Annotated in this window: 17 protein-coding genes; 9 read left to right on the top strand and 8 right to left on the bottom strand. The window is 71.6% G+C overall.

All coding sequences use genetic code 11. The features are described from left to right. Window positions 1-28: 28 nt before the first annotated feature. Window positions 29-1,162 (top strand): PLP-dependent cysteine synthase family protein, encoded by a 1,134-nt coding sequence (locus ACQEVY_RS01535; RefSeq protein ID WP_432943957.1) that lies wholly within the window; start codon window positions 29-31, stop codon window positions 1,160-1,162. Window positions 1,163-1,195: 33 nt separating this feature from the next. Here ACQEVY_RS01535 and ACQEVY_RS01530 read toward each other — a convergent pair whose 3' ends face one another. Together ACQEVY_RS01530 and ACQEVY_RS01525 are read right to left on the bottom strand one after the other, a co-directional pair. Then, window positions 1,196-1,675, bottom strand: coding sequence for an SRPBCC family protein (locus tag ACQEVY_RS01530; RefSeq protein WP_432943955.1), 480 nt, complete (start codon window positions 1,673-1,675; stop codon window positions 1,196-1,198). 97 nt (window positions 1,676-1,772) lie between these two features. Further along, window positions 1,773-2,603, bottom strand: coding sequence for a DeoR/GlpR family DNA-binding transcription regulator (locus tag ACQEVY_RS01525; protein WP_432943953.1), 831 nt, complete (start codon window positions 2,601-2,603; stop codon window positions 1,773-1,775). Window positions 2,604-2,921: 318 nt separating this feature from the next. Here ACQEVY_RS01525 and ACQEVY_RS01520 point away from each other — a divergent pair, with 318 nt between their 5' ends. Next, window positions 2,922-5,426 (top strand): hypothetical protein, encoded by a 2,505-nt coding sequence (locus tag ACQEVY_RS01520; protein WP_432943951.1) that lies wholly within the window; start codon window positions 2,922-2,924, stop codon window positions 5,424-5,426. Window positions 5,427-5,512: 86 nt separating this feature from the next. Here the strand turns inward: ACQEVY_RS01520 and ACQEVY_RS01515 are convergent, their stop codons facing one another. The 4 genes from ACQEVY_RS01515 to ACQEVY_RS01500 form a co-directional block, all read right to left on the bottom strand. Continuing rightward, window positions 5,513-7,957, bottom strand: coding sequence for a right-handed parallel beta-helix repeat-containing protein (locus ACQEVY_RS01515; RefSeq protein WP_432943949.1), 2,445 nt, complete (start codon window positions 7,955-7,957; stop codon window positions 5,513-5,515). Between the two features lie 181 nt (window positions 7,958-8,138). Further along, window positions 8,139-8,744: an Rv1733c family protein gene (locus ACQEVY_RS01510; RefSeq protein ID WP_432943947.1), complete on the bottom strand. Its 606-nt coding sequence runs from the start codon at window positions 8,742-8,744 to the stop codon at window positions 8,139-8,141. A 161-nt stretch (window positions 8,745-8,905) separates the two neighbouring features. Further along, window positions 8,906-9,730 carry an MOSC domain-containing protein gene (locus tag ACQEVY_RS01505; protein ID WP_432943945.1) on the bottom strand — a complete coding sequence of 275 codons (825 nt, stop codon included), beginning with the start codon at window positions 9,728-9,730 and terminating at the stop codon, window positions 8,906-8,908. A 65-nt stretch (window positions 9,731-9,795) separates the two neighbouring features. Continuing rightward, window positions 9,796-10,281: a DUF6643 family protein gene (locus ACQEVY_RS01500; RefSeq protein WP_432943943.1), complete on the bottom strand. Its 486-nt coding sequence runs from the start codon at window positions 10,279-10,281 to the stop codon at window positions 9,796-9,798. 299 nt (window positions 10,282-10,580) lie between these two features. On the opposite strand from ACQEVY_RS01500, the gene ACQEVY_RS01495 reads away from it, so the two are divergent. Further along, the gene (locus tag ACQEVY_RS01495) at window positions 10,581-11,897 is read left to right on the top strand and encodes a TerD family protein (protein WP_432955012.1); all 1,317 of its coding nucleotides are present in this window, start codon (window positions 10,581-10,583) and stop codon (window positions 11,895-11,897) included. A 19-nt stretch (window positions 11,898-11,916) separates the two neighbouring features. Here ACQEVY_RS01495 and ACQEVY_RS01490 read toward each other — a convergent pair whose 3' ends face one another. Then, on the bottom strand, window positions 11,917-13,092 hold the full coding sequence (locus tag ACQEVY_RS01490; RefSeq protein WP_432943941.1) for a glycosyltransferase: 1,176 nt from the start codon (window positions 13,090-13,092) through the stop codon (window positions 11,917-11,919). 57 nt (window positions 13,093-13,149) lie between these two features. Between ACQEVY_RS01490 and ACQEVY_RS01485 the strand changes: the two genes are divergently transcribed. Further along, complete coding sequence (locus ACQEVY_RS01485; protein WP_432943939.1) at window positions 13,150-13,935, top strand: glutamate racemase; 786 nt, start codon at window positions 13,150-13,152, stop codon at window positions 13,933-13,935. 98 nt (window positions 13,936-14,033) lie between these two features. Continuing rightward, a complete protein-coding gene (locus ACQEVY_RS01480; RefSeq protein WP_432943937.1) occupies window positions 14,034-14,597 on the top strand; it encodes a hypothetical protein in 564 nt (187 codons plus the stop codon). Window positions 14,598-14,606: 9 nt separating this feature from the next. On the opposite strand, the gene ACQEVY_RS01475 is transcribed toward ACQEVY_RS01480, so the two are convergent. Then, window positions 14,607-15,671 carry an O-antigen ligase family protein gene (locus tag ACQEVY_RS01475; RefSeq protein WP_432943935.1) on the bottom strand — a complete coding sequence of 355 codons (1,065 nt, stop codon included), beginning with the start codon at window positions 15,669-15,671 and terminating at the stop codon, window positions 14,607-14,609. 219 nt (window positions 15,672-15,890) lie between these two features. Between ACQEVY_RS01475 and lnt the strand changes: the two genes are divergently transcribed. The 4 genes from lnt to ACQEVY_RS01455 all read left to right on the top strand — a co-directional run bounded on the left by lnt (window position 15,891) and on the right by ACQEVY_RS01455 (window position 20,890). Continuing rightward, a complete protein-coding gene (gene lnt, locus ACQEVY_RS01470; RefSeq protein WP_432943933.1) occupies window positions 15,891-17,504 on the top strand; it encodes an apolipoprotein N-acyltransferase in 1,614 nt (537 codons plus the stop codon). Between the two features lie 67 nt (window positions 17,505-17,571). Continuing rightward, window positions 17,572-18,045, top strand: coding sequence for an NUDIX hydrolase (locus tag ACQEVY_RS01465; RefSeq protein WP_432943931.1), 474 nt, complete (start codon window positions 17,572-17,574; stop codon window positions 18,043-18,045). A 60-nt stretch (window positions 18,046-18,105) separates the two neighbouring features. After that, window positions 18,106-18,906 carry a 3-hydroxybutyrate dehydrogenase gene (locus ACQEVY_RS01460; protein WP_432943929.1) on the top strand — a complete coding sequence of 267 codons (801 nt, stop codon included), beginning with the start codon at window positions 18,106-18,108 and terminating at the stop codon, window positions 18,904-18,906. 58 nt (window positions 18,907-18,964) lie between these two features. Next, window positions 18,965-20,890: a helix-turn-helix domain-containing protein gene (locus tag ACQEVY_RS01455; RefSeq protein ID WP_432943927.1), complete on the top strand. Its 1,926-nt coding sequence runs from the start codon at window positions 18,965-18,967 to the stop codon at window positions 20,888-20,890. Window positions 20,891-20,892: the final 2 nt, after the last annotated feature.

Here is a 20,892-nt window from a genome sequence, read left to right as displayed (position 1 = left end):
TGTCGGCCCATCCTGAAGGAGCCCGGCCGTGACAACCCCAGAGCAGGCCCGCACCCATGAGCCGATGGCCACCCTCGACGTCGACCACAGCGACACCGAGTACCGGCACTGGCTCAAGGAAGCCGTCCGCAAGGTCCAGGCCGACGCCAACCGCTCCGCCGACACCCACCTGCTGCGCTTCCCGCTGCCCGAGGCGTGGGGCATCGACCTCTACCTCAAGGACGAGTCCACCCACATCACGGGCAGCCTCAAGCACCGCCTGGCCCGCTCGCTCTTCCTGTACGGCCTGTGCAACGGCTGGATCCGGCGCGGCCGACCCGTCATCGAGGCGTCCAGCGGCTCCACGGCCGTCTCCGAGGCGTACTTCGCGAAGCTGATCGGGGTCCCCTTCATCGCGGTCATGCCCCGCACGACCAGCGCCGAGAAGTGCCGACTGATCGAATTCCACGGCGGGCAGTGCCACTTCGTGGACGACCCGCGCAAGATGTACGAGGAGTCCGTCGCCCTCGCGGCCGAGACCGGCGGCCACTACATGGACCAGTTCACCTACGCGGAACGGGCCACGGACTGGCGCGGAAACAACAACATCGCCGAATCGATCTACCGCCAGCTGCAGTTGGAGCGCTACCCCGAGCCCGCGTGGATCGTCGCCACCGCCGGCACCGGCGGAACGTCGGCGACCATCGCGCGCTACGTGCACTACATGCAGTACGACACCCGTATCTGCGTGGCCGATCCGGAGAACTCCTGCTTCTTCGAGGGCTGGACGACGGGCAACGCAGAGGTCACCACCGACTGCGGTTCACGCATCGAGGGCATCGGCCGGCCGCGCATGGAGCCGAGCTTCGTACCGGGCGCCGTCGACCGGATGATGAAGGTCCCGGACGCGGCAAGTGTGGCCGCCGTACGCGCACTGGAACAGTCCATCGGCCGCAAGGCGGGCGGCTCGACGGGCACCGGCCTGTGGAGCGCCCTGAAGATCGTCGCCGAGATGGCGGCCGCGGGCCGCACGGGAAGCGTCGTCACGCTGCTGTGCGACCCCGGAGACCGCTACCTGGACAAGTACTACTCGGACGAGTGGCTGGCCGCGCAGGGCCTGGACATCGCACCGTACGCGAAGGCGATCGAGTCCCTGCTGGCTACGGGGGTGTGGCCGGACTAGGTGTTCTTGGGGTGCACGCGCGCGTGCACCTCCTTACGTCCGTGCTGACGCCAGCCGCCGGTCCAGCTTCACCACCGCGTCCCGGAACGCGCGCCCCAGCCCCGGCCGCCCCAGCTTCACGGCGAAGCGGAACGCCGCGGTTCCGTCGGCGGCAAAGGTCCACTGCACCCGCGTACCCGTCCCGTGCGGGGTCAGCCGCCACTCCTCGACGAGGGCACGGACCCCGGGGGCGTTCGTCTCGTCCACGCGATACGCGTACACCTCGGCGGGCTCGGCCGCGAGCACCGTCTCCTGGAAGCGCGTACCGCCCTTGAGCCGGATCTGCCGCCCCTTGCCGTCCTCGGTCGGCCGGGCCAGCGTCACCGCCGAGAACCACTCCGGCCAGCCCGCCACGTCCTCGGCCAGCGCGCGGAAGACCGCCTCCGGGGGAGCGCTCACCACTCTCGCGAACACCAGACGCACAGGAGCAGACTGGACGAAGTCGAGCCCCACCGGGCGCAGTTGGCGAGCCACGTACGAAAACCCCCTCGCGGGAACGGAATCCGGACAGCGTCAGACCCGAGGTGAAGCGGTGGAATACGGGCGTACGGTCACGATAACTGGCGGTCCGTCAGATGTCTGTATCCTCCTCGGGTTCGCCCGCCACCACCAGGCGCCGCAGATGCTCGGAGACCTCCGCGCGTGCCTCGGCGGGCAGCCCGGCGTCCGTGACCAGCGTGTCGACCTGCTCCAGCGCGGCGAACGAACTCAGCCCCACCGTGCCCCACTTGGTGTGGTCCGCGACCACGACGACGCGTCGCGCGGACTGCACGAGACGCCGGTTCGTCTCGGCCTCCGCCAGGTTCGGCGTCGACAGGCCTGCCTCGACCGAGATGCCGTGCACCCCGAGGAACAGCACATCGAAGTGCAGCGCCCCGATCGCCTGGTCGGCGACCGGTCCCACGAGCGAGTCCGAGGGCGTACGCACACCACCGGTCAGTACGACCGTGGCCGCGCCTTGCCGTTGCCCGGAGGTGCGCTGCGCCGCGTGGAAGACATCGGCCACGCGCACCGAGTTGGTCACCACTGTCAGGTCCGGCACATCGAGCAGCTGCTGGGCCAGCGCGTATGTCGTCGTGCCGCCCGACAGGGCGATCGCCGTGCCCGGCGCGACCAGGCTCGCCGCGGCCCGCGCGATGTCCTCCTTGGCGGTCAGCTCCAGTCCCGACTTGGCCTCGAAGCCCGGCTCATGGGTGCTGGCCTCGACGATCGGGACCGCGCCGCCGTGCACCTTCTCCACCACGCCCTGCCGGGACAGCGCGTCCAGATCGCGGCGGACCGTCATATCGGAGACGCCGAGCTTTCTGGTGAGCTCGTTGACGCGGACGCCGCCGCGCCGCCGGACCTCGTCGAGGATCAGAGCGCGGCGCTGCTCCGCGAGGAGGTTCTGATTCTCGCTCACGTCTGCTCCGGTCCCTTCGCCTCGTATTCGCCCGACACTGTCTCGAACCCCCTCCGACCCGACTTCGACCCCTCCGACCCCCTCCGACGAGGACATTCTCGCCGCCCGGGACCCCAAGGGCGTCCCATACTCGCACGGGTGACCACCCCTTGCGCCACTGCCTGTGCTCATGCGCACACGTCACGCGGGCAACGCGGGGCCGTCACCGTCACACGGATCGGGGAGATTCGGTGACCAGGGGTGCGCACCGGCCGCGTAGCCGGGATTCTTGTACCTGCGCATGACATGTCACCAGGCAGTACGGGGGAAGCAGGGACAGTGGAGCGTTCACAGGAACGTGCCTCGGCGGGGCAGGCGACCAGCCCCGAGCGGCGGCCCGAAACGGCCGACACCGCACTTGAACTCCTGGTCCACGGCGTGGGCGGCACCACGCCCGAGGAGATGCTGAACGATCCGCGCACCGTGCGGATCACCGGCGACGAGACGGCCGCCGTCTTCCGCCGTATCGATGACGCCGACGCCGAGCAGCGGCCCGACGACTACCGCGGCAAGCCGGTACCCGAGGCGTACGTATGGTGCAACCTCACCTCCGGCAACGGCGCCCGCGCCCTGTGGCTGCTGCTCCTGCCGTTCATGGTGGTCAACCTCGCCCACTGGATGCGGCCCACGGTGAGCGACAACCGGACCAGGACGGTACGCCTCTACGGCCTGCTCGTCCGGCTGGTGAGCCTGACCCTCACGGTGCTGCTGGTCGCCGCCGCCTGCGAGGTGGCCCTGGACCTGGCCGCCTGGCAGTGCGCGGGCTCGCGCGCGTGCGCCGCGGACCACTCCTGGCTGGGCTTCATGGCGCCCGTCGAGTCCGGCGACGGCTGGTGGAGCCAGCCCGGCCGCCGGCTCGCGCTCGCCGCCGTGGTGCCGGCCGCCCTCACCGGCCTGTTGTGGTACCTCTCCCACCGCACCTGGAGCGCGTACGAGTCCCAGCAGCCGATGACCGACGGGGCCGACCTGGACGAAGACACCAGCCGCCTGGGCCTGGGCCGCCCCGGCTTCTGGTACGGGCGCCGCCTGGTGGCCCGGCTGCGCGCCGCCCACACCGCCGCGGGCCTGTTGACGGTCACCGCCGGCGTCGGCACCTCCGCCGCCCGCCACGACCGCGGTGACGGCGGACCGCTCGTCCTGGAGACACTGGGCTGGCTGCTGAACGCAACGCTCGTCGTGGGCACGGCAGTTGTGGTGTGGGTCGTGTGCCGCAGGGGCCGCAGCGAGCGCCGTCTGGACCGGCAGCTCGACGAGGCCTTGGTGCGCTGGCTGCCGATCGGCTCGCTGGTCCTGCTCGCCCTCACCGTCGTGTACGCGGGCTGGTCGCGTCCGGAATGGCGGTCGGTGCACCGGCTGCCGGGCGACGCGACCTTCGGCGGCATCGTCCTCGTCCAGGGCCTCCTCGTGATCGCGATCGGCGTGGTCGCCCACCTCCTCTACCGCTCCCACCCCGACACCCGCACCGCGATGCGCGGCCTGGCCGGTCCCGCCGTCGCCATGCTGGCCTGCGCGCTCGGCGGCGTGTTCTCCGGCGGCGTCGCCCAGCGCGTTGCCGACTGGCTGGACGGCACCGGAGGCTCGATCAAGGGCCCACCGGTGTTCCTGACCTGGCAGGCATCCGTCATCCCGCCCCTCCTCATCGTCCTCCTGCTGCTCTTCGCCTGGCTGGCCCGGCGCACGGTTCAACTGCGCCGCGCCGCGATGAGCGAGGTGGAACAGGACTACCCCGCCGAACCCAAGGACACCGAACGCACCCGACGCATCGCGCGCACCCGCGCGATGGCCTCGCTCACCGACCGGGCTCCCCGCATCATCGGTATCACCTCCACGGTGACGCTCCTGCTGGGCATCGTCGCCCTCGTAGGCGCCATGGCGTCCGACAAAGTGCCGGGCAAGGCGGCGCAGGACACGCACGCCTTCGTGGAGGGCGCGGCCGAGACCGCGCAGGCGCTCGGCTCCTGGCTGATCGGCGTCGGCTTCATACTGTTCGTCACCTGGGGCCGCCGCGCCTACAAAGACCCCTCCGCCAGGCGCACCATCGGCATCCTGTGGGACGTCGGTACGTTCTGGCCGCGCGCGGCACATCCCTTCGCGCCCCCCTGCTACGCCGAGCGCGCCGTGCCCGACCTGACCTGGCGCATGGCCACCTGGACGCGCACCACGGGCGGACGGCTCGTCATCTCCGGGCACTCCCAGGGCAGCGTCCTCGCCGCCGCCGCGGCCTGGCAGCTCACCCCGTCAGTCCGCAAACGCGTCGCGCTGCTGACCTACGGCTCACCCCTGGAGCGGCTCTACGGACGCTGGTTCCCGGCCCACTTCGGTCCCGACGCGCTCAGCGGACTGCACCGCGAGATCGACTGCTGGCGCAATCTCCACCGGGCCACCGACCCCATCGGCGGCCCCGTCAGGCTCCACGGCGACTGCGGCCCGAAGGTCGACCGCGAGCCACTCAAGGACCCCCTCGCATACGGCCGAACCGCCGAACACCCGCTGCCCGCACCGATCCTCGGCCACTCCGACTACCAGGCGGACCCGGCCTTCGCCGAGGAACGGCAGCGACTGCTCACGCGACTCAGGCCGGATGTGCCGGGCCCGCGCCCGGAAGGCGGGGCCCCAGGACCTAGTGAGCCTGATCCGGACACGCCACCTGACGGCGAGCCACAGTCCGGTCCGCGCCCACCCGGCGGGCCGGCGCTCGCTTCGGATGCGGACGTTGCGCCTCAGCCCGGTCCGGGCGCGGCCAGTGAGCCTCAGTCCAGCCCGGGTGCGGACGGCGAGCCGTAGCCCGGTCCGGGCGCTGAAGACGAACTGCAGCCCGGTCGGGGTGCGGACAGTGAAGCTCAGCCCGATCCAGGAGCGGACGGTGCGCCTCAGGGCAACTCGGGCAAGTCCTCGGCGTAGAGCAGGGTGAGGTCGTCCGTGCTCGTCTCGGCGAGCTGGGCGACCCGCCCCGCATGCCGCTCCACCATCGCCTCGAACGTCTGCCGCGCGGTGCGGCCGTTGCCGAACGCGGGCCCCTTAGGGATCGCCGTGAAGTACTTCAGCAGTGCCTCGCCGGCGCCCGGCGCCAACCGGTACTCGTGCTCCTCGGCCTGCTGCTCCACGATCCGCAGCAGCTCCTCGGGAACGTAATCACTGAAAGTGATGGTCCGTGAGAAACGGGACGCCACCCCGGGGTTGACCCGAAGGAAGCGCTCCATCTCGGCCGTGTACCCCGCGACGATCACCACCACCGCCTCCCGGTGGTCCTCCATCAGCTTCACGAGCGTGTCGATGGCCTCGCGCCCGAAGTCGCGTCCCGAGTCCTCTGGAGACAGCGCGTACGCCTCGTCAATGAACAGCACGCCTCCGCGCGCCTTGTCGAAGGCCTCCTGCGTACGGATGGCCGTGGAGCCGATGTGCTCGCCGACCAGATCGACCCGGGACACCTCGACGAGATGGCCCTTCTCCAGGACGCCGAGCGAGGCCAGGATCTCGCCGTACAGCCGGGCGACGGTCGTCTTGCCGGTGCCGGGGGAGCCCGTGAAGACCAGATGGCGCCGCACGGAGGCCGCCTTGAGGCCCGCCTGCTGGCGGCGGCGGCCCACCTCGATCATGTCGGTGAGGGCACGTACTTCGCGCTTGACGCTGTCGAGGCCGACCAGCGCGTCGAGTTCACCGAGTACGGCCTTCGACGTGCGTGCGGGCTGCTCGGACTGCCCGGGGTTCTGGGCGGTGACGAGCGGCTCCTGCTCGGTCGTGCGCTGGCCCGGGATGGCGCCCAGCAGACCGGGGGACTGGCTCGTCGTCTCCACGGCCGTCTGAGCTGCCGGGGGCCGTACCCCGGCGCTCTCGTCGCTCGTGCAGTCCTCGACGACGGGTCCGTTGCCGGAGCCCTGGTCGCCGCCGGCGTCGGCGAACTCGTAACCCCCGCGCGCGCAGCGCTCCGTACGGCACTTCCTGAGCGTCGTACGGCAGCCGTCGATCACATGGAAGCCGTAGCCCCCGCTGCCCGTGACCCGGCAGCCGTGGAACGTGCCGCGGCCGCCGGCCGAGACGTAGAAACCGGCCTCCGCGGGCGAGTCGACCGTGCAGCGCTCGACGGTGGGGTCGGCGCCCTTGGTCACGATCACACCCGTCTGCGCACCGTCGATGGTGCAGCCCGAGAGTGTGCCGCCGCTGCCGTGATCGCGGAACCAGGCGCCGGTCGCGGCGTCCCGGATCCGGCAGTCGTCGAGCTGTGCGGTGGCACCGTCGCTCACCGACACCGCCGTGTTGCGCACCTGCCACAGATCGCTGTCGACGACATCGGCGCGCGAGCCGCGGTCGAGCACGAAGAGGGCGTCCGGCACGTCGTGCACCCGGCACGAGTCGAGCACCACGGTCGCGCCGTCACTCACCCAGACCGCGGGGTAGTCGCCCGTACTGTCATGGATCTCGCACTGGTTGGCGTCCACGCGTGTGCCGGGGTCCCACACCGACAGGCCGTTGCGCCCGAACTGCCGCACCGTGGAACGGGTCATCGTCAGGACCGAGCGGGAACGCAGATCGACCGCGTTCTCCGGGATGTCGTGGATCCGGCAGTCGGCGAGCGTCAGTACGGCGTCCGTGTCGAGCGTGACACCGTCCGCCGTGGTCCGGTGCACCACGCAGTCGGTGAGATGCGCCGTCGCCCGCGCGGTGACCTGGACGCCGCTGCCTTTGACCTCGTACACCTCGCAGCCGACGGCCTCCAGCGCGGAATGCTCACCGGTCGCCGACAGGCCCGCCCCCGACGCGTGATGCACCCGGCAGCGCTCGAGGCGTGGATGGGCGGCGCCGCGCACGGCGATGCCCGACTGGCCTGCGGCCACGACCTCGCAGTCCTCGAACACCCCGCCCCCGCCGTCCAGTACGGCGATGCCGACACCCGCCGGATTGTCGACCGTGCAGCGCCGCACCGTCGGACGCGCACCGCCGCGCACCTCGATCCCGGCCGCGGAACGCGTGACGATCCGGATGTCCGTGAGCTCCGGAGCGCCCTCCTCGACGAGCAGCGCGGGCGCCGCCGCGTCCTGGCCCTCCACGAGCAGGTCCTGGACCACGGCGGACGCGCGCACCGTGAGCGGCACACCGTCGACGGGCGCGATGCGCACGGAACCGGGGGAGCCCTCCGGGCCACGCAGAGTCACCGTCCGCTGGACAACGAGGTTCTCCCGGTACGTACCGGGCGCGACGGTGAGCACATCACCGTCGCCCGCGGCCTCCAGGGCGGCGGCGAGCGATGCGTACTCACCCGTGCGGCGTCGCCACCGAGACGTGCCGGTGTGCGTCACCTGGACCGTGCCCTGTGCCATGGCGCTGCTGTGCCCCCACCTCGTCGTACGCGGGTCCTGAGAGGCTCCCCGTCGCTCCCCCTCGCCCCCGACCGGTCAGCTCACGGGGGTTCGGAAAACAGCCTCTCACGACGTGCCGAACAGTTCGGCCGGTCCACCGTAGCGTGCGCGGGCAGGGGGAGTTGACCGTAGCGGAAGGCTGTCAGCTGCCCGTGCCGGTCCTGCCCCAGTCCGGTCCGGCCTGCGACCATGCCCGGTCCAGGCGGGCGTACCGGCGACGCATCATGCGCCACACAACCAGCCTCCGGGAGCCCTCGAGGAATCCGGCGCAGGCGGCTGCCGTGCCGAACCCGGCGAGCACGGCGTGCGTCGTCGCGGTGGCGGTGTCCAGGGGGCGGCCGATTATTCGGCCCTGTTCGTCCGTCCACAGCTTGAACCGGTCGCCCGGCTGCGGGGACTTGAGGGCGGCCGTCACCGTGCCCTGCCGCTCCGAGCCGTCCGGGCCCTTCCAGTCGGCGACCACCCGGTTGTGGGAGTCGCGTGCCGAGGACGTCTCGGGGTCGGGGTCGAACGGGCGGCTGTCCGCCTTCTTCACGACGGTTGCGTCCACCAGGTGGCGGTCCAGCCGCTGTTGCCGTACGGACTCCTGCAGGGCGTCCTGGGCGACTGAGCCGACCCATGCGCCGACCACGGGGGCGGCGACCAGGATGAGCAGCAGCGTCGCCAGCGCCAGCCAGGCCTCGACGAGGTCGGTCTTACGGCACAGCGGATTGCGCCGCCAGCGCCAGAGTCCCCTGATGGCCCGCAATGTCCCGCACCCCCTTCCCCATCCGTCATAACCCGCCGACGGAGCCGTCCACGCACGTGGCCGGGGAAGAGAGAGCGAAATCACCCCAGCACCGGCCATTCATGAACTTCTCACAAGACCTCAACGGGCGTGCCCGGCGCCCTGGTTCCCCACGCGAGGGTCTAATCGAGGATTCTGACCAGGTCTCCCACGCGCACGGTGCCGACGGACTCCGGCACGAGGTTCTGCCCGAAGAGCAGCTTGCCGCCGATGCGCCGGTGGCGGCCGAGCGTGCGCAGCGGTTCCCCGCCGCGCTCGGCGGTGTCCTGGTCGGTGGTGGTCACGACACAGCGCGCACACGGCTTGGCCACGCGGAAGACCGCCTCACCGATGGCGATCCTCGACCAACCGTCCTCGGACCAGGCGTCGGTGCCGTCGACCACGACGTTCGGCCGGAAGCGGTTCATGGGGAGAGGGCCCTCGTCGGGCCGGTCGCCATGCGCTATCAGCGAGTTGAGGGCATCGAGGGAGGCGACGGTGGTGAGCAGCAGGGGATAGGCATCGGCGAAGCTGACGGTCTCGCCCGGACGCGCGTACTCCGGATCGAGGGGACGTCGGGTGGCCGGCTCGTCGAGATGCACGAGACGCACGTCGATGCCGAGATAGTCGCTGAACCAGGCGTGCGCCGCGGCGTCGGCCGGAACCCCCTCCACCTTGTCGCGCGGCATCTCGACCGTCGTCGTGCCGATCGGCTCGGGCACGGGAACGGCGAGCGGTTCACGGCCGGGTCCGGACAGCAGAACACCGCCGCCGGGCTGTGGCTCGGCGGCGGCAAGCGCCATGCGCGGATGTGCGCGCTGGGTGATGACCTTGCCCGTCTCGTCGATCAGCACCCAACGCCGGTCGCCCGCAAGGCCCCAGGGCTCCACGACGGCCTCGCCTGAGGCATGGCCCCTGGCCGCCTTGAGCGGATAGACGTGGATCGAGTGCAGCACCGACATCGACATGAGGTCATATTGTCAGCCGGCACTGACAACCTCCTCGGAGGCGGCCGGCTGATCGGAGCGAGACCTCAGTAGCCGCCGCGGTATTGCTGCTGCTGATTGTTGTACGGGTCCTGATACGGCGCCGGAGCCGGACGGGGAGCCGCGGGGCGCATCGCCTCGTAGCCCGTACCGCCCGCCACGGGACGCTGCGGTTGTACCGGACGCTGGGGTTGTACCGGACGCTGCGGCTGCTGGGCCTGCGGGCCCGGGTAGCCGCGCGGACCGGCTGTCTGCTGTTGCGGGATGTACGGCGTGGCGGCCTGTTGCAGCGGCTGGGGCTGCTGGGCCTGCGGGTAGCCGTACGACGGCGCCTGCGGTGACGGGGCGGCCGGCAGGGCGGGCAGCGCCGACGGAAGCGCGGGCAGGTGGTTGCCCGTGTCGTACGCCGAGGGGACCCGGATCGGCGCGATCTGCGGGGTACCCCGCTCAGCGACGAGCGAGTCGTAGATCGGAGTGTCCGGGAAGGAGGCGGAGTAGTAACCACCGCCATAGGTGGAGCGAGGGGAGGTCATGGCACATAAGTTAAGCCCACGATGTGCTGGTTGGGGAGACCGATAAGAGGGTTGTTTTTCGTGTCGGCAGTGACGTGCCATCCCTAATGTGAGCGAACTTGCAGAAAAGGGGCGGCGGTTGAAGTTGAGATCTGGTAAAGGCCGAGTTCCGGGAGGGTTACCGGCGAGTCGCACGTCCTTCCGGCGAACGGGGTCATGGGCGTTCGCCGTCCGCTGGAATAGGTTGGCGAAGAACGACTTCATGTACTGATCTGAAGCGCGATCCGGCGCGGAGACACCCGATGGGGGCGGACATGTCAATGCCTAAAGGTTCGAACGTTCCGGTGCCGACGGCCGGACTTCGCGTCGAATTGGGGTGGCGTTCCGGCCCCGGCGTCCCCGACGCGGATGCCTCGGCGCTGTTGCTGGTCTCCGGAAAGGTCCGGTCGGACCGGGACTTCGTTTTCTACAACCAGCCCGCGCACGCCTCCGGAGCTGTACGGCACGAGGGCAAGCAGAACGCCGGCGGCCAGGTGAGCGACACACTGGTCGTCGACCTCGCGCGCGTGGAGCCCGAGGTCGAGACCGTGGTGCTCGCCGCCTCCACGGACGGCGCCACGTTCGGGCAGGTGCCCGGCCTGTACATCCGGGTCCTCGATGCCCAACAGGGCACAGAGGTCGCGCGCTTCGACAGTGAGGGCGCGACCGTGGAGACGGCGTTCGTGCTCGGGGAGTTCTACCGCCGCCAGGGCGCCTGGAAGTTCCGCGCCGTCGGCCAGGGCTACAGCAGCGGACTCGAGGGGCTGGCCACGGACTTCGGCATCACGGTGGATGAACCGCAGCAGGCGGCGCCCGCGCCCACGACGCCATCGCCCATGCCCTCGACGCCACCGCCGCCCGCGCCCGTCGCTCCGCCGCCCGCGCCCGTCGCCCCGCCGGTCACGGCCGCCGCGCCGACGCCGCCACCGGCCGCGCCGCCTGCGCAGCCCGCCGCCCCGGTACGTCTGACCAAGGTCACGCTGACCAAGGAAGCCCCCTCGGTCTCGCTCACCAAGCAGGGCGGCACTTCCGGCGCCATGCGTGTGAACCTCAACTGGCAGGTGCGTAAGCAGTTCTCGGGGTGGCGCAGCAAGCTGGGCCAGGCCGTCGCCATGCACTCCGACCTCGACCTCGACCTGTGCGCCCTGTACGAGCTCTCCGACGGCAGCAAGGGCGTCGTACAGGCACTGGGCAACGCTTTCGGAGCGCTGCACCAGCCGCCGTTCATCCATCTCGACGGCGACGACCGCACCGGAGCCTCGGCGAGTGGCGAGAACATGAGCATCAACCTCGACCACCAGCAGTACTTCCGCCGCATCCTGATCTTCGTCACCATCTACGAAGGAGCCCGGTCCTTCGCCGACCTGGACGCCACGGTGACCCTCCAGCCGCTGCACGGCGCGCCCATCGACTTCTCGCTCGGCGAGTGCACCGTGCCCTCGACGGTGTGCGCGCTGGCCCTCATCACCAACACGGGCAGCGATCTCGTCGTCCAGCGCGAGGCCCGCTTCCTCGTTCCCGAGCGCGGCGTGAGCCCGCAGCGCACCGTCGACTACGCCTACGGGTGGGGCATGAACTGGACGCCCGGCAGGAAGTGACCTGGCCGGAAGTGATCATTCACTGCTGCTCGGTTGCCGCGTCGGGGCGGGTGTAGGTGCGGCCCTTCCAGGCCGCACCGCGCCCCCTGTAGTGCTGCACCGCGGAATCCACCGTCATGAGGAGGTACAAAAACGCGGTGACCGGCAACAACAAGGCGAGCGGGAGCGGTTGCCGGTAGTAGCGGAGCATCGGCAGATACGTCGCTGTCATCACCAGCCACGCGAGCCCGCCCGCCGCCGCTGCCCCGGCGCTCCCCGCGGCCAGACCCGCGCAGAGCGCCACGGGCGGCACCAGGTACACCACGGCGAGGCCCACGACCGTGCCGACCAGCAGCAGCGGGTTGTGCCGCAGTTGGGCGTACGCGCTGCGCGAGACCATCCGCCAGAGGTCGTGCAGTCGCGGATACGGGCGCACGCTGTCGACCTTTTCCGCGAGCCCCAGCCAGATGTGGCCCCCGGAGTGCTTGACCGCCTTCGCGAGCGCCACGTCGTCGATGACCGCGTGCCGGATGGCATCCGGAATGCGGGCCCGCTCGGCGGCGTCCGCGCGCAACAGGACGCAGCCGCCCGCCGCGGCAGCCGTCCGCGACCCCCTCACGGCGATCCGGCGGAACGGATACAGCTGCGCGAAGAAGTACACGAAGGCGGGCACCACCAGCCGCTCCCAGACGCTCTCGACCCGCAACCGCGCCATCTGCGAGACGAGATCGAAGCCTCCGGTGCGGGCAGCGGACACCAACTCCCGCAGGCTGTCCGGGGCGTGGGCGATGTCCGCGTCCGTCAGCAGCAGATACTCGGGTGCACGCGCGCGGGCCAGGCCGATTCCGTGCCGTACGGCCCAGAGCTTGCCCGTCCAGCCCGCGGGCGGCTCCCCGGGTGAACCGACGGTCAGCGGCAGCCCGCCGTGCCGCTCGGCAAGCTCGCGGGCCAGTTCCCCGGTGCCGTCCGAACTCCCGTCGTCGACCAGGAACACTTCCGCCCGCCCCGGATAGTCCTGTGCGAGGAGCGACGGCAGGCTGCGCGGCAGCACGGCGGCCTCGTCCCGCGCCGGTACGACGACGCAGACGTGCGGCCAGTCCTCCGGCTCCCGGCGCGGCGGCAACCGTAGATCCGTACGCCAGAAGAAGCCCTGTCCCAGCAGTAGCCACAGCCAGGCGGCCAGCGATCCGGTGGCGGTCCACACGAGGGCGTTCACGGGCGCAGTCTGCCCCACGCCGGGGGCCTGTTGAGGCGGATCGTCTATGGTGACCGGGTGAAGATCGCGCTCATGGACTCCGGGATCGGACTGCTCGCGGCAGCCGCCGTGGTACGTCGACTGCGGCCCGACGCCGACGTCGTTCTGTCCTCCGCCCCCGAGAGCATGCCCTGGGGGCCGCATTCTCCCGAGTACGTGACCGAGCGCGCCCTCGCCGTCGCCGAGGCGGCGGCGGCCCACCGGCCGGACGCGCTGATCGTCGCGTGCAACACCGCCTCCGTGCACGCCCTGCCCGCCCTGCGCGCCCGCCTTGAACCGGACCTGCCGGTCATCGGCACGGTTCCCGCGATCAAGCCCGCCGCGGCGGGCGGCGGACCCGTCGCGATCTGGGCCACGCCCGCCACCACCGGCAGCCCCTACCAGCGCGGTCTCATCCAGGAGTTCGCCGCCGGAGTGACCGTCACCGAAGTGCCGTGCCCCGGCCTCGCCGACGCGGTGGAGCAGGCCGACGAGGCCGCCGTCGACCGGGCGATCGCCGCCGCCGCGAAGCTCACCCCGGACGATGTAAGGGCCGTCGTCCTGGGCTGCACCCATTACGAACTGGTCGCCGAACGCATCCGCGCGGCCGTGCAGCAACCCGGGGACGCCCCGCTCGTCCTGCACGGCTCGGCCGGCGCCGTGGCCGCCCAGGCCCTGCGCCGCATCGGCGAACACCCCGCACCGGAAGCGCCCGCGCGGGGCACCCTCACGGTGTTGCTCAACGGACGGGAGGCGGCCCTGCCCGCGGCCGCGCTGACGTACGACGAGGGCAGGCTGCTGCAGGCCGTCAGCCCCGCCCGCTGAACCCCTCTCGCCACGAACCGGACCCCGGACATCCACCCGGACCAGTAACTGTGCGCAACGCAGTGCCCGCGCTGCGGAACCTGAGTACTCTCAAGGCCATGAGGCACCCCCACGGCGAAGAGGACGCTGCCGACACCCCGCACTCCGACGTGTGGCACGGCCGCGCGACCAACCGTGTGCAGTGGCTGCTCGCCCTGGGCGGCGCCGGCTGCATGGCCCTGGGCATCGAGCTGGCCGTCGACTCGGCCTGGACGTCGGGCGTCGTGCCGCTCCTCATGTCCGTGGTCGGCTGCATCGCCGGGGGACTCCTGGTCCTCTTCGGCACGCTCGCGTTCGTGCACGTCGCCGTGAAGGTCGACAAGGAATGCCTCGAAGTGCGCTGCGGCCACATGGGCCTACCGCGCCGCCGGATCCCCCTCTCCCACATCACCGGCGCGGACTTCCTGCCTCGGGTGACCCCGCGGCACTGGGGCGGCTGGGGCTACCGCTGGCGGCCCGAGAAGGGGACCGCCGTAGTCGTCCGGCGCGGCGAGGGCCTGGTGCTCCGGCTCGGCGACGGCCATTCGTTCACGATCACGGTGGACAACGCGGAGGCGGCCGTACGGGTCATCCGGGCCCGCCTCGCGTCGACGACCTCCACGACCCGGGGCACCGCGCACTGACGCGCCCGGTCAGGGACCCAGCCGGCCGCTGCGAGTACGCCGGCCAGCATCCACCGCGCTGTCCCGATCCTGGGGCAGGGGGCGAGCCGTGGCCAGCCCCGCGAGCAGTCCCGCGCCCGCCGTCACCGTGGGGAAGCTCAGCGCGTTGCCGACCGCGGCGATCGCCGCCAGCGCCGTGAGCGCGGCGCCCGCGGTGAGCGCGACCGGCGTGCGGCGCGCCGTGCGCCACAGCGCGTACAGCACCCAGCAGAACACCGCCGCGAGCAGCACCACGCCCACGAGCCCCTGCTCGGCCGCCTGCTGAAACGGCGCGGAGTACGGCTTGCCGTCCGCCGTCGGCGACTGCGTGATCGTCGGGCTCAGCTCCGCGAACCGTCCCGGTCCGACCCCAAGGCCCGGCTCCTCGTGGGCCAGATCGAGCGCGTCGCGCCACAGCTGGACCCGCTGCTGGGTGAGCTGCCCCTCCAGGGAAGAGGTCAGGCCGTCCGGCAGCACATTCTCAGCGACGGCCCAGGTCGCTCCGGTCACCAGGCCCGTGGCGAGGGCGAGGCCCGCGAGTCCCGGGCCACGGCGCATGTGGTCGGCGGCCAGGGAGCACAGCAGTACACCCGCACAGGCGACACAGCCCGCCGTCGAACCCAGGAAGGCCGAGGCCACCCCGATCCCGGCGGCCAGCAGCCGCAGCCCGAGCCGCAGCCCCGGCGAGCGCGCCGCCCAGGCCGCACAACACGCGGCCCCCGCGGACAGGGTCAGAAGAGCCGCCGTGGAGCCGGTCTGCCCGAGCGGCGAGATGACCTGCGACCCCGGCGCCGTGTTCGGGGCGGTGATCGCAAGGCCAAGACCGGCCAGCGCACCCGCGGCAGGGGCGGCGACCGGCACGTACGTGCCGCATATCCGCCCCGAGGCATAACCGGCGGCCACGGCGAGCACCGCGAGCAGCACGCCCTCGGGTCGGCCACCGCTCACCGAGGCGGTGATCACGGACCAGGTCGCGCAGCCACCGAGCACGATCACGCCCGCCACGTCCGAAACGGCACGTCTGCCGAGCGCCGGCATCGGCTCGGCCGACGCCATTCCCGTGAACCCCACCCGTCGACCCCCGACCCATGACAGAGCCCGACCGACTGGCCGGATACGGCCGTACGTGAGGGGCTTCGGCACACCGTAACGGGTGGTGCGCCGCTTTGTGGACGACTTGCGCAGAAACGATGCAGCTGTCGGGTGGAAGCCGCCTGGCCAGAGGCGGACGGACCGCGCTGTCGGCGACCAGGTGACGCGCCGTACACTCCCCGAGTGACCGCCACCGCAACATCTGTAGACCAGCCGGAACAGCTCGGACCCGAGGCCCGGCGCGCATCGCGCGGGGCACGGCTGGTCCAGCGGTTCGGTCTGGCCGCCGTCTCGGCGCTCTCTGGAGTGCTCCTCTACGTCAGCTTCCCGCCGCGCACCCTGTGGTGGCTCGCCCTGCCCGCCTTCGCGGCCTTCGGCTGGTGCCTGCGCGGGCGCACCTGGAAGACGGGCCTACGGCTCGGCTACCTGTTCGGCCTCGGCTTCCTGCTGCCCCTGCTCGTATGGACGGGTGTGGAGGTCGGGCCGGGGCCGTGGCTGGCCCTCGCCTTCATCGAGGCGGTGTTCGTCGCGCTCGTCGGCGCCGGTGTCGCGGCGGTGTCGAAACTGCCCGGCTGGCCCTTGTGGGCGGCTGCCCTGTGGACCGCCGGCGAAGCGGCACGCGCGCGCGTGCCGTTCGGCGGCTTCCCCTGGGGCAAGATCGCCTTCGGCCAGGCGGACGGGATCTTTCTGCCGCTCGCCGCGGTGGGCGGCACTCCGGTGCTCGGTTTCGCGGTCGTCCTGTGCGGCTTCGGGCTGTACGAGGTCGTCCGCCAGGCCGTCGAATTCCGGCGCACCCATGTCGTACGACGTGGGGCTGCCGCCGCGGCACTGCTCAGCTTCGTACTCCCCGTAGTGGCCGCTTTCGCCGCCCCGCCCCTGGTCAGCGACAAGGCGGAGGTCGGCACCGCGACCGTCGCCGTCATTCAGGGCAACGTCCCGCGCGCGGGCCTCGACTTCAACGCCCAGCGGCGCGCCGTGCTCGACTACCACGCCCGGCAGACCGAGCGCCTGGCCGCGCAGGTCAAGGCGGGCAAGGTCGCCCAGCCGGACTTCGTGCTGTGGCCGGAGAACTCCTCCGACATCGACCCGTTCAGCAACCCCGACGCACGCGACGTGATCGAGACGGCCGTCAAGGCGATCGGCGCGCCTGTCTCGGTCGGCGGCGTCGTCGCGAAGGACGGCAAGCTCTACAACGAGCAGATCCTCTGGGACCCCGACAAGGGGCCTGGCGACACCTACGACAAGCGGCAGGTCCAGCCGTTCGGCGAATACCTCCCGCTGCGCTCGCTCGTCGGCGCCATCAACGAGGACTGGACGTCCATGGTGCGCCAGAACTTCAGCCGGGGCAGCGAGCCCGGCGTGTTCACCATGGCGGGCACCAAGGTGGGCCTGGCGACCTGCTACGAGGCCGCCTTCGACTGGGCCGTGCGCGACACGGTCACCGACGGCGCCCAGATGATCTCCGTACCGAGCAACAACGCCACGTTCGGCCGCAGCGAGATGACCTACCAGCAGCTCGCCATGTCCCGGGTCCGCGCCGTCGAGCACAGCCGGACCGTCACCGTCCCGGTCACCAGCGGCGTCAGCGCCGTGATCATGCCCGACGGAAAGATCACGCAGAAGACGGGCATGTTCGTGGCGGACTCGCTGGTCCAGGAGGTGCCACTGCGGTCCTCCGAGACTCCGGCCACGCGTCTCGGTGAGCTTCCCGAGCTGGCGATCGTGCTGGTCGCGGCTGGCGGGCTCGGCTGGGTGGTGACGGCGCGGGTGCGCGGTCGACGCTCCGGTGACGTGTAGCCGTACGCCGGTCGTACGCGCCTCGTCAGCGCCGGAGTTGACGGACCCGGGCCGTTAGGGTCGCTCCATGGCTACTCCTGACTTCATCACCGCCATCCGGGCCACCGCGGGCCAGCAACTCCTCTGGCTTCCCGGAGTCACCGCCATCGTCCTCGACGACGAGGACAGAGTGCTGCTGGGACGTCGCTCCGACACCCGCAAGTGGTCGGTGATCGGCGGCATCCCGGACCCGGGCGAGCAGCCGGCGGCCTGTGCGGTACGGGAGGTCTACGAGGAGACGGCGGTGCACTGCGTCGCCGAGCGGGTCGTCCTGGTGCAGGCCCTGGCGCCGGTCACGTACGAGAACGGCGACACCTGCCAGTACATGGACATCACCTTCCGCTGCCGGGCCGTCGGTGGCGAGGCACGCGTCAACGACGACGAGTCCCTCGAGGTCGGCTGGTTCCCGGTCGACGCCCTGCCGGAGCTGAACGAGCACGGACTGTTCCGGATCAAGCAGGCACTGTCCGAGGAACCCACATGGTTCGAACCCATGACCTGAGGGCGAAGTGTGGGTGATGACCACATCGGTCGGGGCGTGGCTGCTGCCTAGGGTCGGGGCATGACCGCGCCCAGCGCCCTCGCAGGCCCCCACGCCCCGTCCCTCGACCTCGGCGGCCGCACCGCCCTCGTCACCGGCGCCGCAGGCGGCATCGGCCGCGCGTGCGCACTGCGGCTCGCCGCGGCGGGGGCCAAAGTGCGGGCGGTCGACCGGGAGGCCGGGGGCCTGGAAACGCTCGGCGAACAGGCCCGGGGCCTCGCGGGCACCGTCGAACCAGACGTCCTCGACCTCACCGACCTGGACGCCACGGAGTCCGCCGCCGCGGGCACCGATGTCCTCGTCAACAACGCCGGGCTGCAACTGGTGCGCCCGCTCGAGGAGTTCCCGCCCGACACCTTCCACACCATGCTGACCGTGATGCTGGAGGCCCCGTTCCGGCTCATCCGCGGGGCACTGCCGCACATGTACGGGCAGGGGTGGGGCCGCATCCTCAATGTGTCGTCGGTCCATGGGCTGCGCGCCTCTGCTTTCAAGGCGGCGTATGTGGCAGCGAAACATGGACTGGAGGGCCTCTCCAAAACCGCTGCCCTGGAAGGCGCCCCCCATGGCGTCACCTCGAACTGTGTGAACCCGGCCTATGTGCGCACCCCACTGGTCGAGAAGCAGCTGTCCGACCAGGCCGCGGCCCACGGGATCCCCGAGGAGCGGGTGCTGACCGAGATCCTGTTGCGGGACAGCGCCGTCAAGCGGCTCATCGAACCGGAGGAGGTCGCCGAGGCGGTCGCGTACCTGTGCAGTCCGCAGGCCTCCTTCGTCACCGGGACCTCGCTGGTCCTCGACGGTGGCTGGACCGCGCACTGAACGTGAGTTGTCCACAGGGCTGGTCGGACTGTCGGTGCGGTGAGTAATCCTGGTGGACATGTCTCGCGATCAATTGCAGTCCGCAGGGCGCTCCGAGGCGAGCGCCGAGGCGCCGTTCCTCGAGCTGCTGGCCCGGGGCGCGTCCGCCGACGCGTACGAGCAGCCGGTGCTGCTCGCCCGTGCCGACGGACTGCCGCCCGAGCAGGTCGCCGCTCTGGAGCACGCCAAGGTGCTCGCGCTGCGCGTGCGCTCCGAGATGGAGGGACGCCGCCGACGCGAGGCCGAACTGTCCGCGCTCTTCGAGACGGCCCACGACCTGGCGGGACTGCGCGATCTCGACGCCGTGCTGCAGGCGATCGTGCAGCGCGCGCGGTCGCTGCTGAGTACGGACGTCGCGTACCTCAGCCTGAACGACCCGGCCCAGGGCGACACGTACATGCGGGTCACAGAGGGCTCGGTGGCGGCGCGCTTCCAGCAGTTGCGGCTCGGCATGGGGGAAGGGCTCGGTGGGCTCGTCGCCCAGACGGCCCGCCCCTATGTCACCGACGACTACTTCAAGGACGACCGTTTCCAGCACACGTCGACCATCGACGCGGGTGTACGGGACGAGGGGCTGGTGGCGATCCTCGGTGTGCCGCTGACGCTCGGCCCGCATGTCATCGGCGTGCTCTTCGCGGCCGACCGCCGGGCACGGGTCTTCGAGCGGGAGCAGATCGCGCTGCTCGGCTCGTTCGCCGCCCTGGCGGCCGCCGCCATCGACACCGCCAACCTGCTCACCGAGACCCGGGAAGCACTCGAGGACCTGGAGCGGGCCAACGAGATCATCCGGGACCGCAGCGGGGTCATCGAGCGCGCCTCGGACGTGCACGACCGGCTCGCCGAACTCGTCCTGCGCGGCGGCGGGGTTCACGACGTGGCGGCCGCGGTCTCCCAAGTCCTCGACGGCACTGTGGAGTTCGCCGAGGCGGGCGCCGCACCCGGTGATGCCCTCGAGGTGTCACGCGCCGAAGGACACGCCGTCCGGCACGGGGACGACTGGGTCGCGGCCGTCGCCGCCGGCGGTGAACTGCTTGGCGCGCTGCTGCTGCACGGCCATCCCGGGCTCGACCCCGTCGACCAGCGCACCCTGGAGCGGGCCGCCATGGTCACCTCGCTTCTGCTGCTGGCCCGCCGCTCGGCCGCCGAGGCCGAACAACGCGTCCGCGGCGAGCTGCTGGACGATCTGCTCGACGCGCGCGACCGCGACCCCCGGCTGCTGCGCGAGCGTGCCGCCCGGCTGGACGCCGACCTCGACGCCACCCACGTGGTGCTGGCCGCTCGTCTCGATTCCACAGCCGCCGACGCCGACCACGAGGCCGCCGCCCGCCGCAGGCTGTGGTCCGCCGCGTCCCACCTCGCCGCCACCCGGCACGGCCTTGCCGCCGCCCGCGACGGTGGCACAGTCCTGCTCTTGCCCCTGCGCCCCGGTGACACCGCGACGGACCTGGCCCGCCGCACGGCCGGAGACCTGGGCACCGCAGTCTCCGAGGCGGTCACCGTCGGCGCCTCCGCGCCCGTCGAGAACCTCACCGCCCATCCGGACAGCGTGGCCGAGGCCTACGCGGAAGGGCAGCGATGCCGCGACGCGCTGCGACTGCTCGGCCGGGCCGGGGACGGCGCCGCCGCCGAGGACTTCGGGTTCCTGGGACTCCTCCTCGCCGGGAGCCGGGACATCTCTGGCTTCGTCGAGCGCACCATCGGCCAGGTCGTGGCGTACGACGCGAAACGCGGCACCAATCTCCTGCGCACCCTCGACGCGTACTTCGCGTGCGGCAAGAGCCCGGCGCGCACGAGCGACGAGCTCCACGTCCACGTCAACACGGTCGCGCAGCGCCTGGAGCGGGTGGGCCGGCTGCTCGGACCCGACTGGCAGAGCCCGGCCAGGGCTCTGGAGATCCAACTCGCCGTACGGCTGCACCGGTTGTCGTCCACGGCGCGACATTGACC

This window comes from Streptomyces sp. CA-288835 (assembly GCF_050936385.1).
GTDB lineage: Bacteria > Actinomycetota > Actinomycetes > Streptomycetales > Streptomycetaceae > Streptomyces.
The sequence above is the reverse complement of the archived record's forward strand: the minus strand, read 5'-3'. Positions and strand labels throughout refer to the sequence as shown.

Bases quoted from the DNA above. Each gene is read 5' to 3' on its own strand.
- ACQEVY_RS01465 (WP_432943931.1), top strand. From the start codon at position 17,572: ATGGCTACTCCTGACTTCATCACCGCCATCCGGGCCACCGCGGGCCAG.
- ACQEVY_RS01475 (WP_432943935.1), bottom strand. From the start codon at position 15,671: ATGGCGTCGGCCGAGCCGATGCCGGCGCTCGGCAGACGTGCCGTTTCG.
- ACQEVY_RS01495 (WP_432955012.1), top strand. From the start codon at position 10,581: ATGCCTAAAGGTTCGAACGTTCCGGTGCCGACGGCCGGACTTCGCGTC.
- ACQEVY_RS01455 (WP_432943927.1), top strand. From the start codon at position 18,965: ATGTCTCGCGATCAATTGCAGTCCGCAGGGCGCTCCGAGGCGAGCGCC.
- ACQEVY_RS01460 (WP_432943929.1), top strand. From the start codon at position 18,106: ATGACCGCGCCCAGCGCCCTCGCAGGCCCCCACGCCCCGTCCCTCGAC.
- ACQEVY_RS01515 (WP_432943949.1), bottom strand. From the start codon at position 7,957: ATGGCACAGGGCACGGTCCAGGTGACGCACACCGGCACGTCTCGGTGG.
- ACQEVY_RS01480 (WP_432943937.1), top strand. From the start codon at position 14,034: ATGAGGCACCCCCACGGCGAAGAGGACGCTGCCGACACCCCGCACTCC.
- ACQEVY_RS01500 (WP_432943943.1), bottom strand. From the start codon at position 10,281: ATGACCTCCCCTCGCTCCACCTATGGCGGTGGTTACTACTCCGCCTCC.
- ACQEVY_RS01505 (WP_432943945.1), bottom strand. From the start codon at position 9,730: ATGTCGATGTCGGTGCTGCACTCGATCCACGTCTATCCGCTCAAGGCG.